This is a genomic window from Streptomyces sp. NPDC033136 (assembly GCF_055578235.1).
On record NZ_JBVIPD010000003.1, the window covers coordinates 340043 to 361900 of the forward strand.

21 protein-coding genes are annotated in these 21858 nt (G+C 71.8%); 7 read left to right on the forward strand and 14 right to left on the reverse strand.

The annotated features are described in order from the left end of the window. The first annotated feature begins 130 nt into the window (after window positions 1-130). A complete protein-coding gene (locus ACZ5TL_RS07245) occupies window positions 131-751 on the forward strand; it encodes a PAS domain S-box protein (protein ID WP_468588576.1) in 621 nt (206 codons plus the stop codon). Here ACZ5TL_RS07245 and ACZ5TL_RS07250 read toward each other — a convergent pair. Beyond that, entirely contained in the window at window positions 691-1605 is a 915-nt protein-coding gene (locus tag ACZ5TL_RS07250; RefSeq protein WP_468588383.1) for a DUF3626 domain-containing protein, read from the reverse strand. The genes ACZ5TL_RS07245 and ACZ5TL_RS07250 overlap by 61 nt on opposite strands. 84 nt (window positions 1606-1689) lie before the next feature. On the opposite strand from ACZ5TL_RS07250, the gene ACZ5TL_RS07255 reads away from it, so the two are divergent. From ACZ5TL_RS07255 to ACZ5TL_RS07270, 4 genes are all read left to right on the forward strand, one after another. Continuing rightward, window positions 1690-2184 carry an FBP domain-containing protein gene (locus ACZ5TL_RS07255; protein WP_468588384.1) on the forward strand — a complete coding sequence of 165 codons (495 nt, stop codon included), beginning with the start codon at window positions 1690-1692 and terminating at the stop codon, window positions 2182-2184. 125 nt (window positions 2185-2309) lie between these two features. Beyond that, window positions 2310-3563, forward strand: coding sequence for an FUSC family protein (locus tag ACZ5TL_RS07260; protein ID WP_468588385.1), 1254 nt, complete (start codon window positions 2310-2312; stop codon window positions 3561-3563). Between the two features lie 45 nt (window positions 3564-3608). After that, window positions 3609-4754, forward strand: a complete 1146-nt coding sequence (locus tag ACZ5TL_RS07265; protein WP_468588386.1) for a hypothetical protein — start codon at window positions 3609-3611, stop codon at window positions 4752-4754. A 110-nt stretch (window positions 4755-4864) separates the two neighbouring features. Then, window positions 4865-6055, forward strand: a complete 1191-nt coding sequence (locus ACZ5TL_RS07270; RefSeq protein WP_468588387.1) for a lactonase family protein — start codon at window positions 4865-4867, stop codon at window positions 6053-6055. Here ACZ5TL_RS07270 and ACZ5TL_RS07275 read toward each other — a convergent pair. Together ACZ5TL_RS07275 and ACZ5TL_RS07280 are read right to left on the reverse strand one after the other, a co-directional pair. Beyond that, entirely contained in the window at window positions 6023-6751 is a 729-nt protein-coding gene (locus ACZ5TL_RS07275; protein ID WP_468588388.1) for a DUF2470 domain-containing protein, read from the reverse strand. The two genes, ACZ5TL_RS07270 and ACZ5TL_RS07275, sit on opposite strands and share 33 nt — an antisense overlap. 85 nt (window positions 6752-6836) lie before the next feature. After that, window positions 6837-7445 (reverse strand): TetR/AcrR family transcriptional regulator, encoded by a 609-nt coding sequence (locus ACZ5TL_RS07280; protein ID WP_468588389.1) that lies wholly within the window; start codon window positions 7443-7445, stop codon window positions 6837-6839. A gap of 109 nt (window positions 7446-7554) precedes the next feature. Between ACZ5TL_RS07280 and ACZ5TL_RS07285 the strand changes: the two genes are divergently transcribed. After that, on the forward strand, window positions 7555-9048 hold the full coding sequence (locus ACZ5TL_RS07285; RefSeq protein ID WP_468588390.1) for a cytochrome P450: 1494 nt from the start codon (window positions 7555-7557) through the stop codon (window positions 9046-9048). Window positions 9049-9195: 147 nt separating this feature from the next. Here ACZ5TL_RS07285 and ACZ5TL_RS07290 read toward each other — a convergent pair whose 3' ends face one another. The 11 genes from ACZ5TL_RS07290 to ACZ5TL_RS07340 all read right to left on the reverse strand — a co-directional run bounded on the left by ACZ5TL_RS07290 (window position 9196) and on the right by ACZ5TL_RS07340 (window position 20302). Next, window positions 9196-10038, reverse strand: coding sequence for a pentapeptide repeat-containing protein (locus ACZ5TL_RS07290; RefSeq protein ID WP_468588577.1), 843 nt, complete (start codon window positions 10036-10038; stop codon window positions 9196-9198). A 110-nt stretch (window positions 10039-10148) separates the two neighbouring features. Beyond that, entirely contained in the window at window positions 10149-10310 is a 162-nt protein-coding gene (locus ACZ5TL_RS07295; protein ID WP_468588391.1) for a hypothetical protein, read from the reverse strand. A gap of 20 nt (window positions 10311-10330) precedes the next feature. Further along, complete coding sequence (locus tag ACZ5TL_RS07300; protein WP_468588392.1) at window positions 10331-11065, reverse strand: PIG-L deacetylase family protein; 735 nt, start codon at window positions 11063-11065, stop codon at window positions 10331-10333. Window positions 11066-11115: 50 nt separating this feature from the next. Beyond that, complete coding sequence (locus ACZ5TL_RS07305; RefSeq protein WP_468588393.1) at window positions 11116-12417, reverse strand: alpha/beta fold hydrolase; 1302 nt, start codon at window positions 12415-12417, stop codon at window positions 11116-11118. A 107-nt stretch (window positions 12418-12524) separates the two neighbouring features. Next, window positions 12525-13550, reverse strand: coding sequence for a LacI family DNA-binding transcriptional regulator (locus ACZ5TL_RS07310; RefSeq protein WP_468588394.1), 1026 nt, complete (start codon window positions 13548-13550; stop codon window positions 12525-12527). A 90-nt stretch (window positions 13551-13640) separates the two neighbouring features. After that, a complete protein-coding gene (locus ACZ5TL_RS07315; RefSeq protein WP_468588395.1) occupies window positions 13641-15071 on the reverse strand; it encodes a BNR repeat-containing protein in 1431 nt (476 codons plus the stop codon). Between the two features lie 162 nt (window positions 15072-15233). Next, entirely contained in the window at window positions 15234-15554 is a 321-nt protein-coding gene (locus ACZ5TL_RS07320) for an L-rhamnose mutarotase (protein WP_468588396.1), read from the reverse strand. A gap of 74 nt (window positions 15555-15628) precedes the next feature. Next, entirely contained in the window at window positions 15629-16714 is a 1086-nt protein-coding gene (gene rhaS / locus ACZ5TL_RS07325; RefSeq protein WP_468588397.1) for a rhamnose ABC transporter substrate-binding protein, read from the reverse strand. A 30-nt stretch (window positions 16715-16744) separates the two neighbouring features. Continuing rightward, the gene (locus ACZ5TL_RS07330; RefSeq protein WP_468588398.1) at window positions 16745-17755 is read right to left on the reverse strand and encodes an ABC transporter permease; all 1011 of its coding nucleotides are present in this window, start codon (window positions 17753-17755) and stop codon (window positions 16745-16747) included. Next, window positions 17748-18788, reverse strand: coding sequence for an ABC transporter permease (locus ACZ5TL_RS07335; RefSeq protein ID WP_468588399.1), 1041 nt, complete (start codon window positions 18786-18788; stop codon window positions 17748-17750). The genes ACZ5TL_RS07330 and ACZ5TL_RS07335 overlap by 8 nt, the downstream gene beginning before the upstream one ends. Then, window positions 18785-20302, reverse strand: a complete 1518-nt coding sequence (locus ACZ5TL_RS07340; RefSeq protein ID WP_468588400.1) for a sugar ABC transporter ATP-binding protein — start codon at window positions 20300-20302, stop codon at window positions 18785-18787. Before ACZ5TL_RS07340 ends, ACZ5TL_RS07335 begins: the two co-directional genes overlap by 4 nt. Before the next feature lie 261 nt (window positions 20303-20563). Here ACZ5TL_RS07340 and rhaI point away from each other — a divergent pair, with 261 nt between their 5' ends. After that, window positions 20564-21724, forward strand: a complete 1161-nt coding sequence (gene rhaI, locus ACZ5TL_RS07345; protein WP_468588401.1) for an L-rhamnose isomerase — start codon at window positions 20564-20566, stop codon at window positions 21722-21724. Window positions 21725-21858: the final 134 nt, after the last annotated feature.

The window sequence follows — 21858 nt, forward strand, 5'->3', positions numbered from 1 at the left end:
CAGGCACGGCGGGCGGCGCCGCGGCCCTGCATGATTGTGTAGCACAAGGAGGTGCGCCGCTCTTGCGCGGGAGCGGCACGGCACGGCATGGCAGGAGGTGCTCGTGGATCCGGCCCGGCTGGAGGCCGTGATGTGGCGCAACCGCGCCCTGCTCCTCTTCGACCGGGTCGCGATGCCGGTCGCGGTGTGCGACGTGTACGGGGCGGTGCTGCTGGCCAACCCGGCGATGGCCGCGGAGTGCGGCACGGCCCCGGGGCAGTTGCGGGGCCGGGACGTACTGGACCTGTTCAGCCCGCGAGAGGCGACGCAGGTGGAGCGGATCGCCGAGGCCCTGCGGCTGCGCCACCGCTCGCGGTACCAGGTCGCGGTGCGCTGGCGGGCGCCCGGTGGCAGGGAGCGGCACGGGGAGCTGACGGCGGACCCGGTGAGCGACACGGTTCAGGACACGCCGGCCCTGCTGGTGATGCTCCGGGTGGACGGCGAACGGGACCACCCCTCCCCCGCCCCGCCCGCCGCAGAGCCCCGGGTCTCCGCGACGGAGGCCCGCATCCTGGCCCTGCTGGCCGCCGGCGCCACCACGGCCAGGGCGGCCCGCGAGACCGGCCTCACCACCGACGGCGTGACCTACCACCTGCGCCGGCTGTCGTCCCGCTGGAAGGCCGCCAACCGCACGGAGCTGGTGGCCCGCGCCTACGCGCTGGGGGTGCTGATGCCCGGAGTGTGGCCGCCGGAGACCCCGGGCCCGGAGTAGGCCGTGCCGGCTCCCTCCGGAGCGCCGAAGCGGGCGAGGGTGTGCCAGACCATCTTGAGGTCCTGCAGCTCATAGCGGCCGGTGCGCGCGGCGTCGCCGACGGCCCGGGGATCGACCAGGCCGTCCCGGGCGATCCGGGCGCCCAGCTCGGCGTACTCGGGGCCGCGGTAGTGCGCGTGGCGGCGCAGCTGGGCCACCGTCAGCCGGTAGCCGGGGTGCCACTCAAGGGGGCACGGCAGCGACCGGGCCGCCGCCTCGACGGGCGTGCCGCGGTAGCAGGCGTCCAGCACGAGCGCCTCCACGTCCCGGGCGAGGTCGACGCCGCCGTGCACATGGGCCTCGACGTAGTCGTTCAGGGCGTCCTGCTCGTCCGCCTCGGCGCGTGCGATCAGCGACATCCCGGCCGCGACGCCGAAGTCGGCCGGTTCCGCGGCGCTGTCGGGGTAACAGAAGGTGGCGCGGGCCAGGGTCGCGGCCCGCAGCCGGAAGTGGGAGGAGCCGAAGCGAGGTGCCGCGCCGACCACTTGCCTGCGGAAGTCCAGAGCTCCGTACACGGGCCTCTCGTGCCCGGCCCCGGTGTCGTACGCCCCGCCGAAGATCCGGCTCTCCCAGCGCCACCGGTCTCCTCCGGGGTGGGCGGTGAGGCCGCCGTTGCCCGTGCCGGTGACGAACTGCGAGTGGTAGGCGCCGTCCTGGGCCAGCGCCGTGAGGATCGGCCGGCCGCGCACCGTACGGTCCGGATGGAAGTTCAGCGTGATGCGCAGGCTCGGGTCGACGGCGGGTCCTGCCGAGCGGCCCGCCACATGGCGCAGTGCCGCCCGGGCACGCGCGGAGACGACCTCACCGAAATCCACTGGCTCCCCCTCGTCGCCGATGTCTAACCTGTACCAGAAACCTAGGGCCCCTAGGTTACGGAAACGACGACCAGGAGCCCTCCCATGAGATCACTCACCGAGCAGGACATCCGCAACTCCTTTGTCAACTGCTCGAAGGGCGAGGCCAAGCGTCTGGCCGTTCCCCGGGACCTCGCCGAGCGGCCCTGGGACGATCTCGACTTCCTGGGGTGGCGGGACCCCGGAGCGCCCGACCGGAGCTATCTGGTGACCGAGCACCAAGGGCGCCTCGTCGGCGTGGCGATGCGGTTCCAGGCCGCGCGGCGCGGATTCCTGCATCGCAGCATGTGCTCGCTGTGCCTGACGACGCACCCGCGGGGCGGTGTGTCGCTGATGACCGCGCCCAAGGCGGGGGCGGCGGGCCGCGAGGGCAACTCGGTCGGCGCGTACATGTGCACCGACCTCGCCTGCTCCCTGTACGTACGCGGGAGGAAGGTGCCGGAGTCCGGGGGCCGCTTCGAGGAGAGCCTCACTCTCCAGGAGCAGATCGAGCGGACCACGGGCCATCTGGCCGCCTTCCTCGACAAGCTCCACGCCTGAAGGCCCCCTCGGTCGCCCGCGTTTTCCCCCGGCATTAACGTCCTTCATGGACGTGTTCGCTGTGTCAGGGGAATTCTCTGTGCCAGGGGAGTCCGCTGTGCCAGGGAAAGGGGAGCAGCCCGAGGATGCCAGAGGTACGTGAATGGACGGCCCGTGCCACACGGATCGTGAGGAAGCGGCGGGACCCCGTGGTCGTCCAGACGCTGCGGTCCGCGACCGCGGCGACGATCGCGTACGTCATCGCGCTGCGGCTGAGCCCCGAGCCGGCCCCCCTCACCGCTCCCCTGACGGCGCTGCTGGTCGTTCAGGTGACGCTGTACGCCACCCTCACCAACGGCTTCCGGCGGGTGAACGCCGTGGTGACCGGGGTGCTGGTCGCCATCGCGTTCAGCCTGCTGGTGGGTCTGACCTGGTGGAGCCTGGCGTTGTTGCTGGTGGCCTCGCTGGCCGTGGGGCGGCTGGTGAGGGTGGAGGAGTACGTACCCGAGGTGGCGATCAGCGCGATGCTCGTCCTCGGCGTCACCACGGTCGGGGACACCGCCTGGGCCCGGGTGGTGGAGACGCTGATCGGCGCGGTCGTCGGGCTCGGCTGCAATCTGCTGCTCGCTCCGCCGGTGTGGGTGGAGGAGGCGGGCGAGTCGATCGAGGGCCTGGCTCGCCGGCTGCGGCAGCTGATGCTGCGGATAGGCGAACAGGCCGCCGGGGGCACGCCCGTGGACCGGGCGGCGGAGCAACTGCACGAGGCGCGGCGCCTGGACCACGACATCGTCGAGGTGGACGCCGCCCTCCGGCAGGCCGAGGACAGCCTGAGGCTCAACCCGCGGGTGCGCGAGGGCCTGCTGCACCGGGTGGTGCTGCGCACCGGTCTGGACACGCTGGAGATCTGCACGGTCGTCCTGCGCGTGCTCGCGCGCTCCCTCACCGACCTCGCGAAGGAGCGGGAGCCGAAGCGGCTGTTCGAGGCCGAGACGGGCGCCGCGCTGGAACAACTGCTGTCACAGATCGCCGATGCCGTGGTGAGTTTCTCGGTGCTGGTGACCACCGATCTCAGCGTGAGCGCCGAGTCGGCGGAGGAACGTCTCGCCGCTGAACTGCGCGCCGCGGCCGGCACCCGCGACAAGCTGGCCCTGCTGCTGCGTGAGGAAGCCGACCGCGAGACCCGGCACTGGCAGCTCCTCGGCGCCGTCCTCACGGAGGTCAACCGGATTCTCGACGAGCTCGACACCGAATACCGCACCAAGCGCCTGTTCGAGGAGCTGGACCGGGTGTCGGCGGAACAGCGCGCCCGGATGCCGCGGCTGACCCGCGTGCGTGAGCGTCTGGGCGTGCAGGAGCAGTTGTGGCGGAACCGGACGGGGCTCGGCGGGCGTTCTCGCTGAGGGAGCGCCGGCAGGGGGCCGGCCCCGGGGCGAGGGAGCGGGCCGATGGCCGACACCACCGTGCGGATCGACGGGAACACTCTGCGGCTGCCGGGCGGTGCGGCCGTGCGGTTCATCCGCACCCTGCGCCTGCCGGAGACGGGCACCCATCCGCTGCCCCCGGGGCTGGGCGAGTTCCCGGTCCGGCGCGTCGCGGACTACGCGGACAGGGTGCCTGAGGCGTGGCGGGCCCGGGGCGGTGTGATGCTGCCGGTGTATCTGCGCGAGGCGATGTGGATGAACTTCGCGGGCACCTCGGAACCGGCCGCGCTTCAGGTCGGCGTCGGCAAGGTGTGCGCGGTCTCGGGCCGGCCCTGGAGCGACGCCCTGGCCCGTGACCCGCAGAACTACGTGGTACTCCCCCGGCAGCCCTGGCTGGACGGCATCAACTCCGGCACGGGCACGGTGCGTCAGTTCGTGGCCGTCCCGCTCGGTCTGGGCGCCACCGTCGAGGGCCAGGTCACGGGCGAGGAGGTATGGGGCGGCGTACAGCTGCAGTCCTTCGCGCTGAACGACCGGGAGCTGGGGCGGTGGCGTGCTCAGGAGCGGCAGCGAGCGGAGCGTGCCCGGTCGATGCCGCCGCCGAGCGCCGCTATGGGGGGCGGGCCGGGTGGCGCCGCGCCAGGTGGTTTCGGCGCCGCGATGCCCATGGCGGCTCCGCCCGCGTCCGGCGGCTTCGGTGCCGCGATGCCCGTGGCGGCTCCGCCCGCGCCCGGGGCGGCCCCCGCGCCCGCCGCCGGCGCCGCCCCGGCGAGCCCGCCCCGCGCGCCCGCCGCGATGGGCCTGGGTGTCGGCGGCTCCATGCGGCAGGAGGTCTACGAGGACGACCGGCCGCTGACGGACTGGGCGGAGCGGCCCGCGGGTCGGGTGTTCGTGCACCTGGTGACGCCGCCGGAGTGGCGCCGCATCACCGGTGAGGCCGCGCCGCCGTCACCGGTGGACCGGGCCGCGTACACCCGCGCGGGCCTGCCCTGGTTCGACTACTACGACCAGGACGCCGAGGACCTGGCCGCCACGGATGCCCTCCAGGCCGTCAAGCCCGTCGGCGACTGGCTCGGGGACGACCACGACCCCTGGCAGCAGCCCGCGCCCGGGCAGGTGCGACGGCTCAAGGACGCGCCGGGCGAGCCGGTCGAGGACGGGGACTGGTGAGCGGCGGACCGCGCCTCGCGCAACGCCCGGTGCCGTTGTTGCACCCGGCGGGTGATCCACGCCAAGGTGGCTGTCGCGACGGGGACGAGCGACGACCTGAGGGACGACCCATGGACAGTGGCTGGAGCAGGCGCCGGTTCGCCGGCGCACTGGCCGGCGGGGCCGCCGCGGCGGCGCTGCCGGCCTGCGACGACGCACCCGCGCCCGCGACGACTCCGACGGCTGCTCCCGAGGCGGGTACGAGCCCGTCCCGCGAGGCCCGGCGCCCCTCCGGGCCCCGCACCGTCCACCTCGGCACCTACACGTCCGTCGAGGGCGGCGGCAAGGGCATCGGCCTGGCGACGTACGACGCGGCGACGGGCCGGATGACCGGCACGGGCACGATCACGGGCGTCGGCGACCCGTCGTACCTCGCGGTCCACCCGGACCGCCGCACGCTCTACGCGGTGAACGAGCGGGAGGACGGCGCCGTGACCGCCGTCCGCCTGGCCGACCGGAAGGTGCTGGGCAGCCGGAGCAGCGGGGGCGCGGCTCCCTGCCATCTGTCGGTGCATCCGGGCGGGCGCTGGCTGTTCAGCGCGCACTACGGCTCGGGCAGCGTGGCCGTGCATCCGATCGACGCCTCGGGGGCGCTCGGGGAGCGCACCGGCCTCGTGCGGCACTCCAGCCCGCCGCCCGGCCCGGGCCAGGAGGGGCCGCACGCCCACCAGATCATCACCAGCCCCGACGGTGGCCATGTCCTCGCCGTCGACCTGGGGACGGACACGGTCTACACGTACCGGCTCGACGAGAAGGCCGGCACGCTCACCGAGATCGCGCGGGCGCGGACCCGGCCGGGCGCCGGGCCGCGCCATCTGACGTTCCACCCCGGCGGCCGGTACGCCTACCTCGCGAACGAGGTCGGCAACACGGTGGCGGTCTGCTCGTACGACCCCGCGTCCGGCCGCGTCGCCGTCGGCGAGGCGCAGTCCACGGGTACCGGTTCGGGCACCAGCTACCCGGCGCAGATCCTGGTGACCGCGAACGGCCGGTACGCCTTTCTCGCCAACCGCGGTCACAACAGCCTGACGCGCTACGCCGTCGAGGCGGACGGCGCCCGGCTCAGGCTGCTCGGCACCGTGCCCGTGGGCGGGGACTTCCCGCGCCAGATCGCCTTCTCGCCGGAGGGCACGCTGCTGTTCGCCGCGAACCAGAAGTCGTCCACCGTCACCGTCTTCCACGTGGACGAGGAGAACGGCGAACTGCGGCGCGCCGGAGAGCCGTTCCCGTCACCGGTCGCCGTCTGTGCGCTGCCGCTGTAGGGCCCGGGGGCAGGAGGCGGCGGCCGCCTGGCCGAGCAGGACGTGCATGCGCTCGGTGAGCTGCGCGACGTCGTCGGCGGGCGCGTGGAACGGGAGGCGTACGTCGCCGTGGGTGCGGGCGCGTTCGATGCGCAGGGTCAGCCCGTGCCGGTCGACGGCGAGCGGCTGGACGCGGACCACGGCGTGCAGGCTGTCGGGGTCGACGAGCCGGGTGAGGCGCTCGACCGCGTCGGCGTGGCAGTCGGCGAGGTGGGTCAGCAGCCTGGCCTCGGCCGTGGTGAGCGGGTCGGGCGCGGCGGCGGTGAAGTCGGCGAGGTCCACGACCACGGCACCGGACGGCTGGCACAGCACCACGCGCGTGGGCGTGAAGGCCAGCCGGCCCTCCTCTACGGCGAACCAGCCCGCGAGCCACAGCCGGGCGCGGATCCGGTTGCGGACGGGGACGGGTGCCACGTCGGCGAACTCCAGCACCGCCGACGGCTCGCCGCGGGGCGCGCAGACGGCGGCCGCAAGCAGGGCGCTGTCCTCGGGCACCTCCACGAGCACCCGGCCGTCCTCGGCGACCGTGTGCGCGCCGACCAGTTCCTCCCGCGCGCCCTCCGCGGTCACCGAGCAGGACCACGCGGCGGCGAGCACCGAGCGCGCCTGCTCCGCGGCGGCGGGGGCCGCCGTCCAGCTGTGGCTGTCGTCACCCATCCCAGACCTCCTTAGGTAAGCCTCACCTAACCTATCGGAGATCGGAGTGCACGCCAACCAGGTCACCCGATCCTTGCGAGGCCTTTCAGGGCGTGAGGACACCCAGCAGAGCGCGGGCGCACAACGCGCGCACCTGGTCCCGGTCCAACTCCGTGTCACGCAGCCACTCCAGGCAGACGGCCGTGGTGAACGCCAGCCAGCCGCGCACGGCCAGCCGCACCTCCGGCCGCGCCTCGAAGGACGGCCCGAACTCGGGGTCCGCGGCGAGCGCGGCGAGGATCTGCCGCTCCTGGGCGGCCAGGGCCCGTTGGTAGACGCGCCGCACCGCCTGGTCCCCGGCCGCGTCGGCGCGGTGGAAGGCGCGGTAGCCGTGGGCATGGGCCTGTACGTACCCGAGGAACGTGTCGAGCCCGTCCTCGAGTTGCTCGCGCACCGGCACGCCGGGCACCGCCGACGTCATGCGCAGCATGCGCTCGCTCTCGCGCTCGACGACCGCCGCGAAGAAGTCCCGCTTGGCCGGGAAGTAGTGGTAGAGCAGACCGCGCGACACCCCGGCGATCTCGGCGACCTGCTCGATCCACACGTCGTCGTACGGGCTCTCCGAGAACAGCCGCGCCCCGACCGACAGGAGCTGCTCCCGGCGCTCCTCGGTGCTGAGCCGGCGGCGCGTGCGCCCGCCCTGGTTCGCGGCCATGCCCGCACTTTACTTGACGCCGGTTCAACAACGGGACCAGACTGATACGCCCTATTGAACCCACGTACAACACGTGCGAACCCGCCGCCGGATCAAGGGAGATCGCGTCATGACGGAGACGCCGATACGGGCCGGGCAGTCCAAGGGGTTCCGGAGTGCCGAGCTGGGCTGGCCGGAGCTGGAGCGCATCCCGCACCCGCCGCGCCGGGTCCCGCTGCTCGGTGACGTGGTGGGCGTGGACCGGCGCACTCCTCTGCAGGACTCGCTGCGCTGTGCCCGCCAACTGGGGCCGGTGTTCCGGCGGAAGGCCTTCGGCAAGGAGTTCGTGTTCGTCTGGGGTGCCCGGCACGCGGCCGACCTCGCGGACGAGTCACGGTTCGCCAAGCACGTGGGGCTCGGCATCGCCAATCTGCGGCCGGTCGCCGGGGACGGCCTGTTCACGGCGTACAACCACGAGCCCAACTGGCAGCTGGCGCACGACGTGCTCGCCCCGGGGTTCAGCCGCGAGGCCATGGCCGGCTACCACCCGATGATGCTGTCCGTCGCGCGGCGCCTGACGGAGCACTGGGACCGGGCGGCGGCGACGGGCCAGGCCGTGGACGTGCCCGGCGACATGACCAAGCTGACGCTGGAGACCATCGCGCGCACCGGCTTCGGGCACGACTTCGGGTCGTTCGAACACGGCCGGCCCCACCCCTTCGTGACCGCGATGGTCGGCACGCTCACCTACGCGCAGCGGCTCAACACCGTGCCCTTCCCGCTGGCTCCGCTGCTGCTGCGGAGTGCGAGCCGGCGCAACGCGGCCGACATCGCCCACCTCAACCGCACGGTCGACGAGCTGATCCGGGCCCGGCGCGCCACCGGCGGCGACGGGGACCTGCTCGACCGGATGCTGGAGACGGCCCACTCCGAGACCGGGGAGCGGCTGGAGCCGCGGAATGTCCGCCGTCAGGTCATCACCTTCCTCGTCGCCGGCCACGAGACGACGTCCGGCGCGCTCTCCTTCGCCCTGCACTACCTCTCCCGCCACCCCGAGGTCGCGGCCCGGGCCCGCGCCGAGGTGGACCGGGTGTGGGGCGGCACGGCGGAACCGGCGTACGAGCAGGTGGCCCGACTGCGCTACGTACGCCGGGTGCTGGACGAGTCACTGCGGCTGTGGCCCACCGCGCCCGCCTTCTCCCGGGAGGCCCGGGAGGACACCGTGCTGGCCGGGGAGCATCCCATGCGGCGCGGGGCATGGGCGCTGGTGCTGACGCCGATGCTGCACCGGGACCCCGAGGTGTGGGGCGCGGACGCCGAGCGGTTCGACCCGGACCGCTTCGAGGCGCAGGCGGTACGGTCCCGCGCCCCGCACACCTACAAGCCGTTCGGGACGGGGGCACGGGCGTGCATCGGGCGCCAGTTCGCCCTGCACGAGGCGACGCTGGTGCTCGGCCTGCTGCTGCGCCGCTACGAGCTGCGCTCCGACCCGGCCTACCGGCTGCGCGTGACGGAGCGGCTGACGCTGATGCCGGAGGGCCTGCGACTGCACCCGGAACGCCGGTCTCCGGTCCGCGAGCAGGCGTCAGACCGGCGCTGCCCGGTGCCCAGGGCGGGTGAGTGAGCCGGGAAAACGGGTGGCGCCCCGGAACCTTCCCCCTGCCCAGCGCCCGGCCGGGACGGATCACTCAGCCCGGGCACTGGACGGCTCAGACCTGCGCCGCCCACTGCCCGGGAACGGCGACTCGCGCCCGGGCACCGGATCGCGTCCTCAGGCCTGAGCCGTCCAGTGCCCGGGGCGGGTCAGTGACTCGGGGAGGCGGGTGCCGGCACTCCCCCGGGCCGCGTTCAGCTGCGGCTGGGTGAGGAAGAATGCCCCGGTCAGGTCGGCGTCGGTGAGGTCCGCGTCGCGCAGGTCGGCGCCGATCAGGTCCGCGCCCCGCAGGTCCGCGCCGGTGAGGTCTGCGGCGATGAGGTACGCGCCGCGCAGGCTGGCACCGCGCAGGTCGGCGCCCTTGAGGCGGGCGCCCATCAGGTCCGCGCCCCGGCGGTCCTTCCCGCGGCCCCGGGTGCCGGCCCGGGCCAGCTCGCTGGTCCGCAGCAGCAGGACGTTGACCTCCTGGCGGTGGGCCGCCACGTCCAGCCCGGCGAGTTCCCCTGCGCTCAGGCCGGTGAGCTCACCGGTCTTCTCCAGCGCCTTGCGCAGATCGGCGTGGACCGGGCGGGCCGCGGGCAGGGCGAGCGCCTCGGTCAGGTACCAGAGCAGCTCGTGCAGCTGGCGGACGACCGGGAACACGTCGAACATGCGGCGGGCCTGCTCCGGCGGCCCGGTCCGCCAGTCCTGCCCGCCGAAGGTGACCTGCGAGACCTGCTGTCCCGCGCCGAAGCAGTCGTAGACCGTGCAGCCGGTGAACCCTTTCTGCCGCAGCCGGGCGTGGATGCCGCAGCGGTGGTCGGCCCGGAGGTTGCGGCAGGGTGTGCCGGCGTCCTTGTCGACCGCGAAGTCGGACGAGGCCGCGAAGGGCAGGGCGACGCAGCACAGCCCGAAGCATCGCTCGCAGTCGCCGCGCAGTTCCGCTCGCGCGGCGTGGTGATCTCGCATGCCGTTCAGCATACGAAACGACAACTCACCGATGAGATGTCCGACTGCGGACCACCTCCGCCGGGCGGGGCGGGCCGTGGACCCGCGCCGCACCGCCGGCCCGCCGGTCACCGCGGCCCGCATCAGCCCGCGAGCCCGGGCACCTCCGGGCGCCCCAGCCGCTCGGGGTCGGCCAGGACGTACATGCCAGCGATCCGGCCGCCGGTGATCGTGACGTCCATGACGGCTTCCAGCCGGCCTCGGTGCTCCTCGAACCGATCGGCCGGTTCCTCGCTGCCTGTCATGGTCTCCCCCGTCATCCGTGTCATCTGCCGAACAGCTCGAACGCCACCGCCGGCCTGCCCCCGAACCGCTCCCCCGTGGTCTCGGCGTGCCGGGTCAGGAAGCCGCGGACGTAGGTCTCCGGCTCTTCGTCGGTCAGGACCTCGATGTAGGTGCGGTGTTCCAGCAGGGAGCGCACCGCGCGCTCCATGCCGGGTGTCGCGTCTACGGCGTGCGTGGGGGTGCTGGAACCGGCGACGGCGACCCAGCGCACGCCGTCCCAGGGTTCGAGGCCCCGCTCGACGAGTTCCGGGAAGATCCACCGGTTGCCGGCGTCGCCGGCCGCGTCGAGCGTGGCCCGGCCGACGGCCACGTGGTCCGGGGTGTTCCAGGCGACGCCGCCCCAGGTGTCCCGGTGGTTGAGCGTGATGAGCAGCTCGGGCCGGTGGCGGCGGATCGCGGCGGCGATGTCACGGCGCAGGGCGGTGCCGTACTCGACGACGCCGTCCCTGTGGTCGAGGAACTCCACCTCCGAGACGCCCACCACCGCCGCGCTCGCCCGCTGCTCCCGCTCCCGCAGCGGCCCGCACCGCTCGGGTTCGATCGTGTCGATGCCCGCCTCGCCCCTGGTGGCGAGGACGTAGGCGACCTCGCGGCCCTCGTCGGTCCAGGTCGCGATCGCCGCCGAGCAGCCGTACTCGAGGTCGTCCGGGTGCGCCACGACCGCGAGGGCGCGTCGCCAGTCACCGGGCATGGGCTGGAGCTGAGTGGTCGTCATGCCGGCAGACTAATCCGCGCCACCCGCGTCACCGGGCGTCCAGCACGGCATCAGGCCTCGCCCCGCACGAGTGCCAGCAGCCGGTCGAGGACGCGGGAGCCGCCGGTGCGGATGCCGTCGTGCTCGAACTCGTCCGTGATCCAGGTGCGCAGGCCGCGGATCGTGCGGGCGGTGCGCAGGGAGTGGGCCGTGTCGACGTACATGTCGTCGTGGTAGACGGCCGCCACGACCGGCACCTCGTTGGCGGCGAGGCGGGCCGGGTCGTACAGGGGGGTCCAGTCGGTGCGGGCGGCGAGCAGGTCGGCACTCTCGCGCAGGGGTCGCAGGGCCGGGTCGCAGTCGAACATCCAGGGGTGAATCGATTCTCCCGTGAACAGGAGGGGCTCGTCACCCGCGAGGGCCTTGGCGGCGTCGAACTGCGGGAACTCGGCTCGGACCCGCTCGGCGGACCAGGCGGTGGGCCGTTCGTCCTGGCCGTAGATCGACTCATGGACGAGGGCGTACAGCGGGTGGCGGGCGTAGGAGAGCATGGCCTGCGCCTGCTCCTGGAACGCGTCGGAGAGCGCGAAGCCCTGCGGGGTGCGGACGAAGGCGTTCTCCAGGAGGTAGTGCAGGCGGTGGGTACCGTCGCCGGTGCCGAGGACGATGCCGAGGGACTGGAACGCCTCGACGGTGAGCCGGTGGCCGTTCGGCAGGACCACGTCGTGCGTGAGCAGGTGGTCGGCGATGCGGCGAGCGCGTTCGGCGTCCTGCGGGTAGCGAGCGTAGTGAGCGGTGACCTTGCGTTCGATGCGCGGGAAGGCGGCCCGGTAGACGTCGTCGGCGTGGGCGTCGACGGCGGGCAGCCCGCCGGTGATGACGGCGGTGGCCAAGCCCTCGGGGGCGAGGGACAGGTAGCTGGTCGCGCAGAAGCCGCCGAAGCTCTGACCGAGGACGGTCCAGGGGGCGCCGCCGGTGACCTCGGCGCGGAGGGCCTCGCAGTCGCGGACGATCGAGTCGGCGCGGAAGTGCGTGAGGTAGTCGGCCTGGTCGGCGGGGCCGCCGCGCAGCGGGAGGGTCTGGCGGTTGGCGGGTGTGCTGTGGCCGGTACCGCGCTGGTCGAGGAGCAGGACGCGGTACTCCTTCAGGGCCCTGCCGAGCCAGCCGGGCCGGCCGATGGAGCGGTCCGCGCCGAAGCCGGGTCCGCCCTGGAGATAGAGCAGCCACGGCAGGTCCTGGTGCGCCTTGTCGCTCGCGACGACCTCGCGGGCGTACAGCTCGATCGTCTCGCCCTCGGGGCGGGCGGGGTCGAGGGGGACGGTGAAGCGGCGGTCGGTGAGGACGACTCCGGGCTGGCGGTAGCTGAAGGTCAACAGGGCTCCCGGGACGGACGGATGGTCGGCCGCGTCCCAGTCCATCACAGGGAACGCCCGCGGGTGAGCCCTTCGATCATGAAACCTTGCTGAACGGCCGTTCAGCCTCAGCGTGCGGACAGACTGGAGCGGCGGACCACCAGCTCGGGCTGGAGCACAACCCGCCGGTGCTCGTGCGGCCGGGCCGGGCCCTCCTCCTCCGTCTCCTCCAGGAGAAGGTCGGCCGCCATGGCGCCCATGGTGACGGCGGGCTGTCTGACCGAGGTGAGCGGCACGGCCGCGGCGGCGGCGAACTCGATGTCGTCGTAGCCGACGATGGCGAGGTCGTCGGGGACGCCGACGCCCGCCGCGTACATGGCCTGCAGGACGCCGAGGGCGAGCAGGTCGTTGGCGCAGAACACGGCGGTCGGCCGGTCGGCGAGGCCGAGCAGGCGGGCGCCGGCGTCCCGGCCGGCGGCGACGTCGAGCCGTTCGGTGGGCAGCTCGCGCAGCGCGTCGGGTCCGAGCCCGGCCTCAGCCAGCGCTTCGAGGGCGCCGGTACGGCGGTCGCGTACCTGGTTCAGGCCCGGCGGCCCGCTGACGTAGGCGAGGGAGCGGTGCCCGGCGTCGACGAGATGGCGTACCGCGAGGGCGCCGCCCGCCACGTCGTCGACGGAGACCGAGCACTCGGTGGTCCCCTCGGCGACCCGGTCGACCAGGACGAACGGGATGCCGTGCCTGCGGAACGCCTCGATGTTGCGGCCGGTCGCGTCGGCGGGGGTGAGCAGCACGCCCCGGACGCGCTGCTCAGCGAAGAGCGACAGGTACTCGGCCTCCTCGTCCGGGTTCTGGGCGCTGTTGCAGACCATCACACCGAGTCCGGCCTGGCGTGCGGCGCGCTCGGCGCCGCGCGCCACGTCGACGAAGAAGGGGTTGCCCATGTCGAGGACGAGCAGCCCCATGATGCGGCTGCGGCCCGCGCGCAGCTGGCGGGCGGACTCGCTGCGGACGTAGCCGAGCCGGTCTATCGCGGACAGTACGCGGGCCCGGGTCTCGGTGGCGACCGTGTCCGGGCGGTTGATCACGTTCGAGACCGTGCCGACGGAGACTCCGGCGACGCGGGCGACGTCCTTGATACCCACCGACTGGGCCATCGGGCAGGGACCTCCAGAGGGAGTCGAGTGGGGGGCGGCGGCCGGGGCGGCATCACCCTACCGGCACGCCGCCCCGGAAACCGGTCGTGGTCAGGCGGGCAGCCGGAAGTTCAGCGAGCGGAGCGCCGAGGGCGTGGTACCGCTGGACTTCTCCTGGTACATGACCGACAGGAAGTTGTCCTGCGCGATCCGCATCTCGTCGATCACGACCTCGCCGAAGGCGTTCAGCCCGGCGGCGACGCCGTCGTACAGGACCCTCCAGTCGGTGTACCCGGACGCCTTGGAGGCTCCGGCGATCCGGCAGAAGGGGAAGATCGCGTACGCGTTGTCGTACTTGTCGAGGATGAGCTTGGTGCGCTGGCTGGAGTTGAGCGGGACCGGTATCTCGGTCTTCTGCCAGGCGCCGGAGGAGTTCTTGCGGACGTGGAAGGCACGGCCGTTGGCGGTGCGGTTGGCGACGTAGTTCGTCGTGCACTGGCCGAAGCGGCCGGGGACGTAGCTGATGATCGCGTGCGGCAGGCCTGCCGAGTCGGTGAACTGGGCCTCCTGGTTCATCAGCGAGTGGTCCGGGTTGAGCGGGTCCACGACCAGCCCGGCGTCGGTGACGGAGACCCGGTCGGAGGTGCCGGTGGTGCCGACGACGGTGCCCGCGTTGTTGCGCCAGGTACGGCCGCGGTCGTCCGAGTAGACGTAGCCAGTGTCGTGGTTGGTGATGCCGCCCCTGTTGCACATCACGGCGCCGTTCTGCTCGCGCCAGGTGAAGAAGGAGTGCAGGCGCCCGTTCTTGTCGTAGTCGATGCCGTGCAGGTACATGTTGCGGGCCGTCGAGGAGCCGTGCTCGCTGCTGTAGGTGCCGGTGGAGCTGCTCCACTCGCCGAGGTTCCTCCAGGACGTGCCGTCGTACTCGGCCAGCGCGTTGCGGCCGTTGCCGGAGACGGCCACGCGGTAGCTCAGCTGGAGCCTGCCCTCGGGTGTCGAGATGAACTGCGGGTAGGTGAACTGCGAGGTGAGCGCGAGCCCGTCGAGGGTGGACTGGGGAGCGCCGAAGCGGCTCGCGGTCCAGCTCATCCCGTCCGGGTTGTCCATGAGGCCGGCCACCGACTTGACGTAGGTGAAGCCGTCGCTGTGGGAGTCCATGTTGAGGTGCAGCCGGCCGTCGACCTCGGAGACGCCCATGGAAATGACGTTGTGGGAGTCGTTGTACCGCAGGGTGTGGCCGACCTTGACCGTCTGCCAGGTGCTCGATGGGAACTTGCGGCGGCCGACGACGGCGTTGCGGTCGGCGGTGTACCAGACGGCGTACTGGTAGCCCTTGTAGGTCAGCAGGCCGTTCTTCTGGAACGCGTTGTTGTTGACCAGACCGTCGTAGGAGACGAAGAAGATGGCCTGGGAGTCGAGCAGAGTGCTGCCGGTCAGGGTGACCGAGGGGCCCGGGTCCGCGGCCCGGGCGGTGCCGGAACCGAGGGCGGGGGTCACCACGGCACCGGCGAGGGCGGCGCCCAGCAGTGTGCGTCTCTTCATCTCAGGGGACTCCATTGTCGTGTGAGGCGGGGGGTGAGGGGTGGGCAGGGGTGGGAAAGGGATTCGATCGAGCGGGTCATCCTCAAGTCTGGGGTGACGCGCGAAGCGGGGGGAATGCGAACCGGGGTGTCCCGAGCCTGGGGGGATCAGGCGAGCTGGGGATCAGGCGAGGTGGAACACCTCGGTGAGTGGCTTCATGGCCTCGTCGGGTCTGGCGCCGTCCAGCGACTCGAAGAACGGCGCCATCTCAGCCTGCCAGCGGGCGTTGACGTCGGTGTCTTCCATTCCGGCCTGGGCGGCCGCGAAGTCCTCGGTCTCGAGATAGCCGACGAGCAGTCCGTCCTCGCGCAGGAAGAGCGAGTAGTTGTGCCAGCCGGTGTCCGAGAGCGCCTGGAGCATCTCGGGCCACACGGCGGCGTGCCGCTCGCGGTACTCGTCGAGGCGGTCCGCCCGGACCTTCAGCAGGAAGCACACGCGCTGCATCAACAGCCCTTTCGGTGATCGGAACGCGGTGATCGGAACGCGGGGATCGGCCCGCGGGGATCGGCCCGCGGGGATCAGAAGTTGAACTGGTCGATGTTCTCGGCGTCGAACACGGTCGGCTTGCCGAGGCTGATGACGCCGTCCTTGCCGATGGTGTACTCGCCCATGGAGCCGGCCTTGAAGGTCTCGCCCTCCTTGCCGGTGATCTGCCCGGAGGACAGGGCGACGGCGGTCCGGGCGGCCAGCTCGCCGAGCTTCGCCGGGTCCCACAGCTCGAAGGCCTCGACGGTGCCGTTCTTGACGTACTTGCGCATGTCGTTGGGGGTGCCCAGGCCGGTCAGCTTGACCTTGCCCTTGTACTTGGAGCCCGACAGGTACTGGGCGGCGGCCTTGATGCCGACGGTGGTCGGGGAGATGATCCCCTTCAGGTTCGGGTACTCCTGGAGCAGGCCCTGGGTCTGCTGGAAGGACTGCTGGGCGTCGTCGTTGCCGTAGGCGACCTTCACCAGCTTCATGTTCTTGTACTCGGGCTTCTTCAGCTCGTCCTTCATGAAGTCGATCCAGGTGTTCTGGTTCGTCGCGGTCTGCGCGGCGGACAGGATCGCGATCTCGCCCTTGTAGTCGATCTGCTTGGCGAGCAGCTGCACCTCGGTACGGCCCAGGTCCTCGGCGGAGGCCTGCGAGACGAAGGCGTTGCGGCAGTCGGCGGTGGTGTCCGAGTCGTAGGTGACGACCTTGATGCCGTTCTTCATGGCCTGCTTGAGCGCGGTGCACAGGGCGCCCGGGTCCTGCGCGGACACGGCCATCGCGTCGACCTGCTGCTGGGTGAGCGTGTTGACGTAGGAGACCTGGCCGGAGGTGTCGGTGGCGCTGGACGGACCGACCTCCTTGTAGGTGGAGCCGAGCTCCTTCAGGGCCTTCTCGCCGCCCTTGTCGGCGGTGGTGAAGTACGGGTTGTTGACCTGCTTGGGCAGGAACCCGACGGTGAGGCCCTTCTTCAGCTCGGCGTTCGGGTCGGCCTTGCCGGCCGCGGCGGCGGAACCGCCCTCGTTCTGCACGTCCTTCTTGGTGGTGCCGCCACCGCAGGCGGTGAGCGCCAGGGCGAGGGAGGTGGCGGTGGCGAGTGCCGCGCAGCTGCGGCGGAGGGTTGACTTACGCATGACGATGGTCCTTTACGAGGAGGGGCTGGGTTACGAGGCCGGAGTCGAGGCGGCTCTGCGGCCCGCCCTCGCTACGGAGATCTGCCGTGCGACCCGGGGGCCGAGCACGGAGAGGACGAGCAGAACGCCGGTGACGACGATCTGCGACTGGGCGGAGACGTCCTGGAGGCTCATGACGTTCTGCAGCGCCCCCAGCAGGAACACCCCGGCGATGGCGCCGCCGAGCGTGCCCTTGCCGCCGTCGAAGTCGATACCGCCGAGCAGTACGGCGGCCACGACGGACAGTTCGAGGCCGGTGGCGTTGTCGTAGCGGGCGCTGGCGTAGTGCAGCGCCCAGAAGACGCCGGTGAGTGAGGCCATCAGGCCGGTCAGCGTGAACAGGAGCAGCTTCTGCCGCTTGACGCGGATACCGGCGAACCGCGCCGCCTCCTCACTCGCCCCGATCGCGAACAGCGACCGCCCGAACGGGGTGGCGTGCAGCGCGACCACGGCGATGGCGAGGAGGACGAGGAACGGGAGGAAGGCGTACGGGATGAACGTGTCGCCGATGCGTCCTGCCGCGAAGTCCAGGTACGGGGTGGGGAAGTCGGTCACCGCGTCGGAGCCGAGCACGATCTGCGCGATCCCCCGGTAGGCGGCGAGCGTGCCGATGGTGACGGCGAGGGACGGCAGCCCCAGCCTGGTCACCAGCAGGCCGTTGACCAGCCCGCACACGACACCGAGCAGCAGGCAGATCGGGATGATCGTCTCGATGGCCATGCCCTGGTTCCACAGGGCGCCCATCACGGCACCGGACAGGCCCGCCGTCGAGGCCACCGACAGGTCGATCTCCCCGGAGACGACCAGCAGGGTCATCGGCAGGGCGATCAGCGCGATCGGCAGCGTGCTGCCGATGAGGAACGACAGGTTGAACGCGTTGCCGAATCCGTCGACGAAGCCGAAGGAGAACAGCAGGACCACGATCAGCAGGGCGCCGACGGCGGAATCCCACCTCTTCAGGGCGGACCAGCGGACCGCTCGGCTCGGGGAGATGTCAGCCATGGCGGGCGTTCCTCTTCTTCAGGGCGGAGGCCACGCGCAGCGCGACGATCCGGTCGACCGCGATGGCGAGGATGAGCAGGATGCCGTTGATGGCGAGCACCCAGACGGAGCTGACGCCGAGGGCGGGCAGCACACTGTTGATCGAGGTCAGCAGCAGTGCGCCGAGTGCCGCGCCGTAGACGCTGCCGGAGCCGCCGGTGAAGACCACGCCGCCGACCACCACCGCGCTGACGACGGTCAGTTCATAGCCGTAGCCGGTACCGGAGTCGACGTTGCCGAACCGGGCGAGGTACATCGCGCCGGCGAGTCCTGCGAGGGCGCCGCAGAAGGTGTACGCGGCGAGGATCCGCTTGCGCACGGGGATGCCGGCGAGGCGGGCGGCCTCGGGGTTGGAGCCCAGTGCGTAGAGCTCGCGGCCACTGGCGAACTGCTTGAGGTAGTAGGCGGTGGCGATGAGGACCGCCAGGGCGACCAGCGCCAGGTACGGCACCGCCGAGATGCCGCCGGAGCCGAAGTCGACGAAGCCGCCGGGGAGATCGGCCGCGGTGATCTGGCGGGAGCCGACCCAGATGGAGTCGATGCCGCGGATGATGTAGAGCGTGCCGAGGGTGACGACGAGCGCGGGCACCTGGCCGAGGCTGACGAGCAGTCCGTTGAGCAGTCCGAAGCCCATGCCGAGCAGCACCGCCAGGGCGATCGCGACGACCGGATTGCCGCCGTCCTGGAGGTAGAGGCCCGCGGCGAAGGCGCTGATGCCGAGCGTGGAACCGACGGACAGGTCGACGTTGCGGGTGATGACGACGAGGGACTGGCCGGTGGCGACGAGCACGAGGATCGTCGCGTTCAGCAGCAGGTCCTTGATGCCCTGCTCGGACAGGAACTCGCTGTTGCCGGCCTGGGTGACGCCGATCATGATTAGGAAGACGGCCAGGATGGCGAGTTCGCGCATCTTGAAGACGCGGTCGGCCAGGCGGGTGCCGCTCGACTTGGGCACGTCGGCCACGGGGGCCTCTTGTGGGGTCACGACCGTCATGCGGCGGCCCTCCCCGTGGCTGCGGCCATCACGGTTTCCTCGGTCGCGTCGGAACGTGGGATCTCGGCCGTGAGGCGGCCCTCGTGCATCACCAGCACGCGGTCGGCCATGCCGAGGATCTCGGGCAGGTCGGAGGAGATCATCAGGACGGCCACCCCGTCGGCGGCCAGTTGCGACAGCAGCCGGTGCACCTCGGCCTTGGTGCCGACGTCGATGCCCCGGGTCGGCTCGTCGACGATCAGCACCTTCGGGCCGGTGGCGAGCCACTTGGCGAGTACGACCTTCTGCTGGTTGCCGCCGGAGAGCGTGTTGACGGTGTCGGCGATCCGGGCGTACTTGACCTGGAGCCTGACGGCCCAGTCGAGGGAGCGGCTGCGCTCGGCGCCGCGGTCCATGAGCCCGGCCTTCACCGTCGTGCGCAGCCCGGTGAGGCCGATGTTCCGCTCGATGGACATGTCCATCACCAGCCCCTGGGCGCGCCGGTCCTCGGGGACCAGGGCGAGGCCGGCGGCCATGGCGGTGGAGGGCGCTCCGTTGACCAGGGGCCTGCCGTGGACGGAGACCTCGCCGGCGTCCCAGCGGTCGATGCCGAAGACCGCTCGGGCGACCTCGGTGCGTCCGGCGCCGACGAGTCCCGCGAGGCCGACGATCTCGCCGTGCCGGACCTCGAAGGAGACGTCGGTGAACACACCCTCGCGGGTCAGCCGGCGCACACTCAGGGCGACCTCGCCCGGCGTCACGTCCTGCTTGGGGTACAGCTCGTCGAGGTCGCGGCCGACCATGCGGCGCACGAGGTCGTCCTCGGTCATGCCCGCGAGCGGCTCGCTGGCGATCCAGGCGCCGTCGCGCAGGGTGGTGACCCGCTGGCAGACCTCGAAGATCTCCTCCAGCCGGTGGGAGATGAACAGCACGGCGGCGCCCTGCTCGCGCAGGGTGCGGACGACGCCGAAGAGGCGGGCGACCTCGCTGCCGGTGAGCGCGGCGGTCGGCTCATCCATGATCAGGACGCGGGCGTCGAAGGAGAGGGCTTTGGCGATCTCGACGATCTGCTGGTCGGCGATGGACAGCCCGCGGGCGGGCCGGCCGGGGTCGAGTTCGACTCCGAGGCGCTCCATGAGGGCGGCGGTCGCGTTGTGCGTGGCCTTGTGGTCGATCCGGCCGAGGGCGCGCCGGGGCTGGCGGCCCATGTAGATGTTCTCGGCGATCGACAGGTCGGGGAAGAGCGTGGGCTCCTGGTAGATCACGGCGATGCCGGCGTCGCGGGCGTCGCCGGGGCCGTGGAAGGCGACGGGCGCACCGTCGAGCAGCACGTGGCCGGCGTCCGGCCGGTGCACTCCGGCGAGCGTCTTGATGAGGGTGGACTTGCCGGCGCCGTTCTCACCGGCGAGCGCGTGCACCTCCCCGGGAAACAGCTCCAGGGAGACGTCCCGCAGTGCCCGGACGGCGCCGAAGGACTTGGAGACGTCCCTCAGCGCCAGAACCGGGGCCGGACCCGTGGTGGACGGGTGGGTCATGGGGGCTCCTCGACGACGCCGGCGGGACGGCCCTCCCGGCGTCGTGAAAGGTTTCAACTGGGTTGCCGGGACGTTAGGCGCGGTGCGCATGTCACGTCAATGGGTTCCGGTCGAAAAAGTTTCGAGGACAGAAGGTCACGCGTGAGTCACGGGAAGCCTTCATGGTTGGAGGGGTTGACACCCCTTCGGGGGACCCATAGCTTCGCGTCCTGAATCGTTTCATTCGATGGTCGTTACGACCCGATGTCACAGGAGCCTGACGTGACCGAGCTCGCCGCGGCGAAGGCCGCTCTCAAGACACAGGCCGTCGAGACGCCGTCGTGGGCCTACGGGAACTCGGGGACACGGTTCAAGGTGTTCGCGCAGCAGGGCGTTCCCCGCACCCCGCAGGAGAAGCTGGACGACGCGGCGAAGGTGCACGAGTTCACCGGGGTCGCCCCGACGGTGGCCCTGCACATTCCGTGGGACAAGGTCGACGACTACGCGGCACTGGCCAAGCACGCGGAGCAGCGCGGCGTGAAGCTGGGCGCGATCAACTCCAACACCTTCCAGGACGACGACTACAAGCTCGGGAGCATCTGTCATCCGGAGGCTTCCGTGCGCCGGAAGGCCGTCGACCACCTGCTGGAGTGCGTCGACATCATGGATGCGACCGGATCCGGTGATCTGAAGCTGTGGTTCGCCGACGGGACGAACTATCCCGGGCAGGACGACATCCGGGGCCGGCAGGACCGGCTGGCCGAGGGGCTGGCCGAGGTCTACGAGCGGCTCGGGGACGGGCAGCGGATGCTGCTGGAGTACAAGTTCTTCGAGCCGGCGTTCTACACGACCGACGTGCCGGACTGGGGCACCGCCTACGCACACTGCCTGAAGCTCGGGCCGAAGGCCCAGGTCGTGGTCGACACGGGGCATCACGCGCCGGGGACCAACATCGAGTTCATCGTGGCGACGCTGCTGCGCGAGGAGAAGCTCGGAGGGTTCGACTTCAACTCGCGGTTCTACGCGGACGACGACCTCATGGTCGGGGCCGCGGATCCGTTCCAGCTGTTCCGGATCATGTACGAGGTGATCCGGGGCGGTGGGTTCTCACCGGAGGTCGCTTTCATGCTCGACCAGTGCCACAACATCGAGGCGAAGATCCCGGCGATCATCCGGTCGGTGATGAACGTGCAGGAGGCCACGGCGAAGGCACTGCTGGTCGACGGCGACGCGCTGAACGCGGCGCAGCGCGGCGGTGACGTGCTGGAGGCCAATGCCGTGCTGATGGACGCGTACAACACGGACGTGCGGCCGCTGCTGCGGGAGGTCCGGGAGGAGATGGGGCTGGACCCCGACCCCATCGCCGCGTACCGGCGGTCCGGGTGGGCCGAGCAGATCGTGGCCGAGCGGGTCGGCGGGGAACAGGCCGGCTGGGGGGCGTGAGCGTCCGCCGAGTTCCGTTGTCTGGTGCGTGCGGGTCGTATGCGGCGGATCGCGCCCCGCGGCGGAGCCGCTGATCAGCGCCGCCCCGCGCCCCCGAGAAGGCACCTCATCCCACTCTCTTCTGAAAAGGAACT

Bases quoted from the DNA above. Each gene is read 5' to 3' on its own strand.
- ACZ5TL_RS07295 (WP_468588391.1), bottom strand. From the start codon at position 10,310: ATGACAGGCAGCGAGGAACCGGCCGATCGGTTCGAGGAGCACCGAGGC.
- ACZ5TL_RS07270 (WP_468588387.1), top strand. From the start codon at position 4,865: ATGGACAGTGGCTGGAGCAGGCGCCGGTTCGCCGGCGCACTGGCCGGC.
- ACZ5TL_RS07275 (WP_468588388.1), bottom strand. From the start codon at position 6,751: ATGGGTGACGACAGCCACAGCTGGACGGCGGCCCCCGCCGCCGCGGAG.
- ACZ5TL_RS07335 (WP_468588399.1), bottom strand. From the start codon at position 18,788: ATGACGGTCGTGACCCCACAAGAGGCCCCCGTGGCCGACGTGCCCAAG.
- ACZ5TL_RS07310 (WP_468588394.1), bottom strand. From the start codon at position 13,550: ATGGCCCAGTCGGTGGGTATCAAGGACGTCGCCCGCGTCGCCGGAGTC.
- ACZ5TL_RS07315 (WP_468588395.1), bottom strand. From the start codon at position 15,071: ATGAAGAGACGCACACTGCTGGGCGCCGCCCTCGCCGGTGCCGTGGTG.
- ACZ5TL_RS07340 (WP_468588400.1), bottom strand. From the start codon at position 20,302: ATGACCCACCCGTCCACCACGGGTCCGGCCCCGGTTCTGGCGCTGAGG.
- ACZ5TL_RS07320 (WP_468588396.1), bottom strand. From the start codon at position 15,554: ATGCAGCGCGTGTGCTTCCTGCTGAAGGTCCGGGCGGACCGCCTCGAC.
- ACZ5TL_RS07290 (WP_468588577.1), bottom strand. From the start codon at position 10,038: ATGCTGAACGGCATGCGAGATCACCACGCCGCGCGAGCGGAACTGCGC.
- ACZ5TL_RS07285 (WP_468588390.1), top strand. From the start codon at position 7,555: ATGACGGAGACGCCGATACGGGCCGGGCAGTCCAAGGGGTTCCGGAGT.
- ACZ5TL_RS07260 (WP_468588385.1), top strand. From the start codon at position 2,310: ATGCCAGAGGTACGTGAATGGACGGCCCGTGCCACACGGATCGTGAGG.
- ACZ5TL_RS07330 (WP_468588398.1), bottom strand. From the start codon at position 17,755: ATGGCTGACATCTCCCCGAGCCGAGCGGTCCGCTGGTCCGCCCTGAAG.
- ACZ5TL_RS07265 (WP_468588386.1), top strand. From the start codon at position 3,609: ATGGCCGACACCACCGTGCGGATCGACGGGAACACTCTGCGGCTGCCG.
- ACZ5TL_RS07300 (WP_468588392.1), bottom strand. From the start codon at position 11,065: ATGACGACCACTCAGCTCCAGCCCATGCCCGGTGACTGGCGACGCGCC.
- ACZ5TL_RS07245 (WP_468588576.1), top strand. From the start codon at position 131: ATGTGGCGCAACCGCGCCCTGCTCCTCTTCGACCGGGTCGCGATGCCG.
- rhaS (WP_468588397.1), bottom strand. From the start codon at position 16,714: ATGCGTAAGTCAACCCTCCGCCGCAGCTGCGCGGCACTCGCCACCGCC.
- ACZ5TL_RS07280 (WP_468588389.1), bottom strand. From the start codon at position 7,445: ATGGCCGCGAACCAGGGCGGGCGCACGCGCCGCCGGCTCAGCACCGAG.
- ACZ5TL_RS07255 (WP_468588384.1), top strand. From the start codon at position 1,690: ATGAGATCACTCACCGAGCAGGACATCCGCAACTCCTTTGTCAACTGC.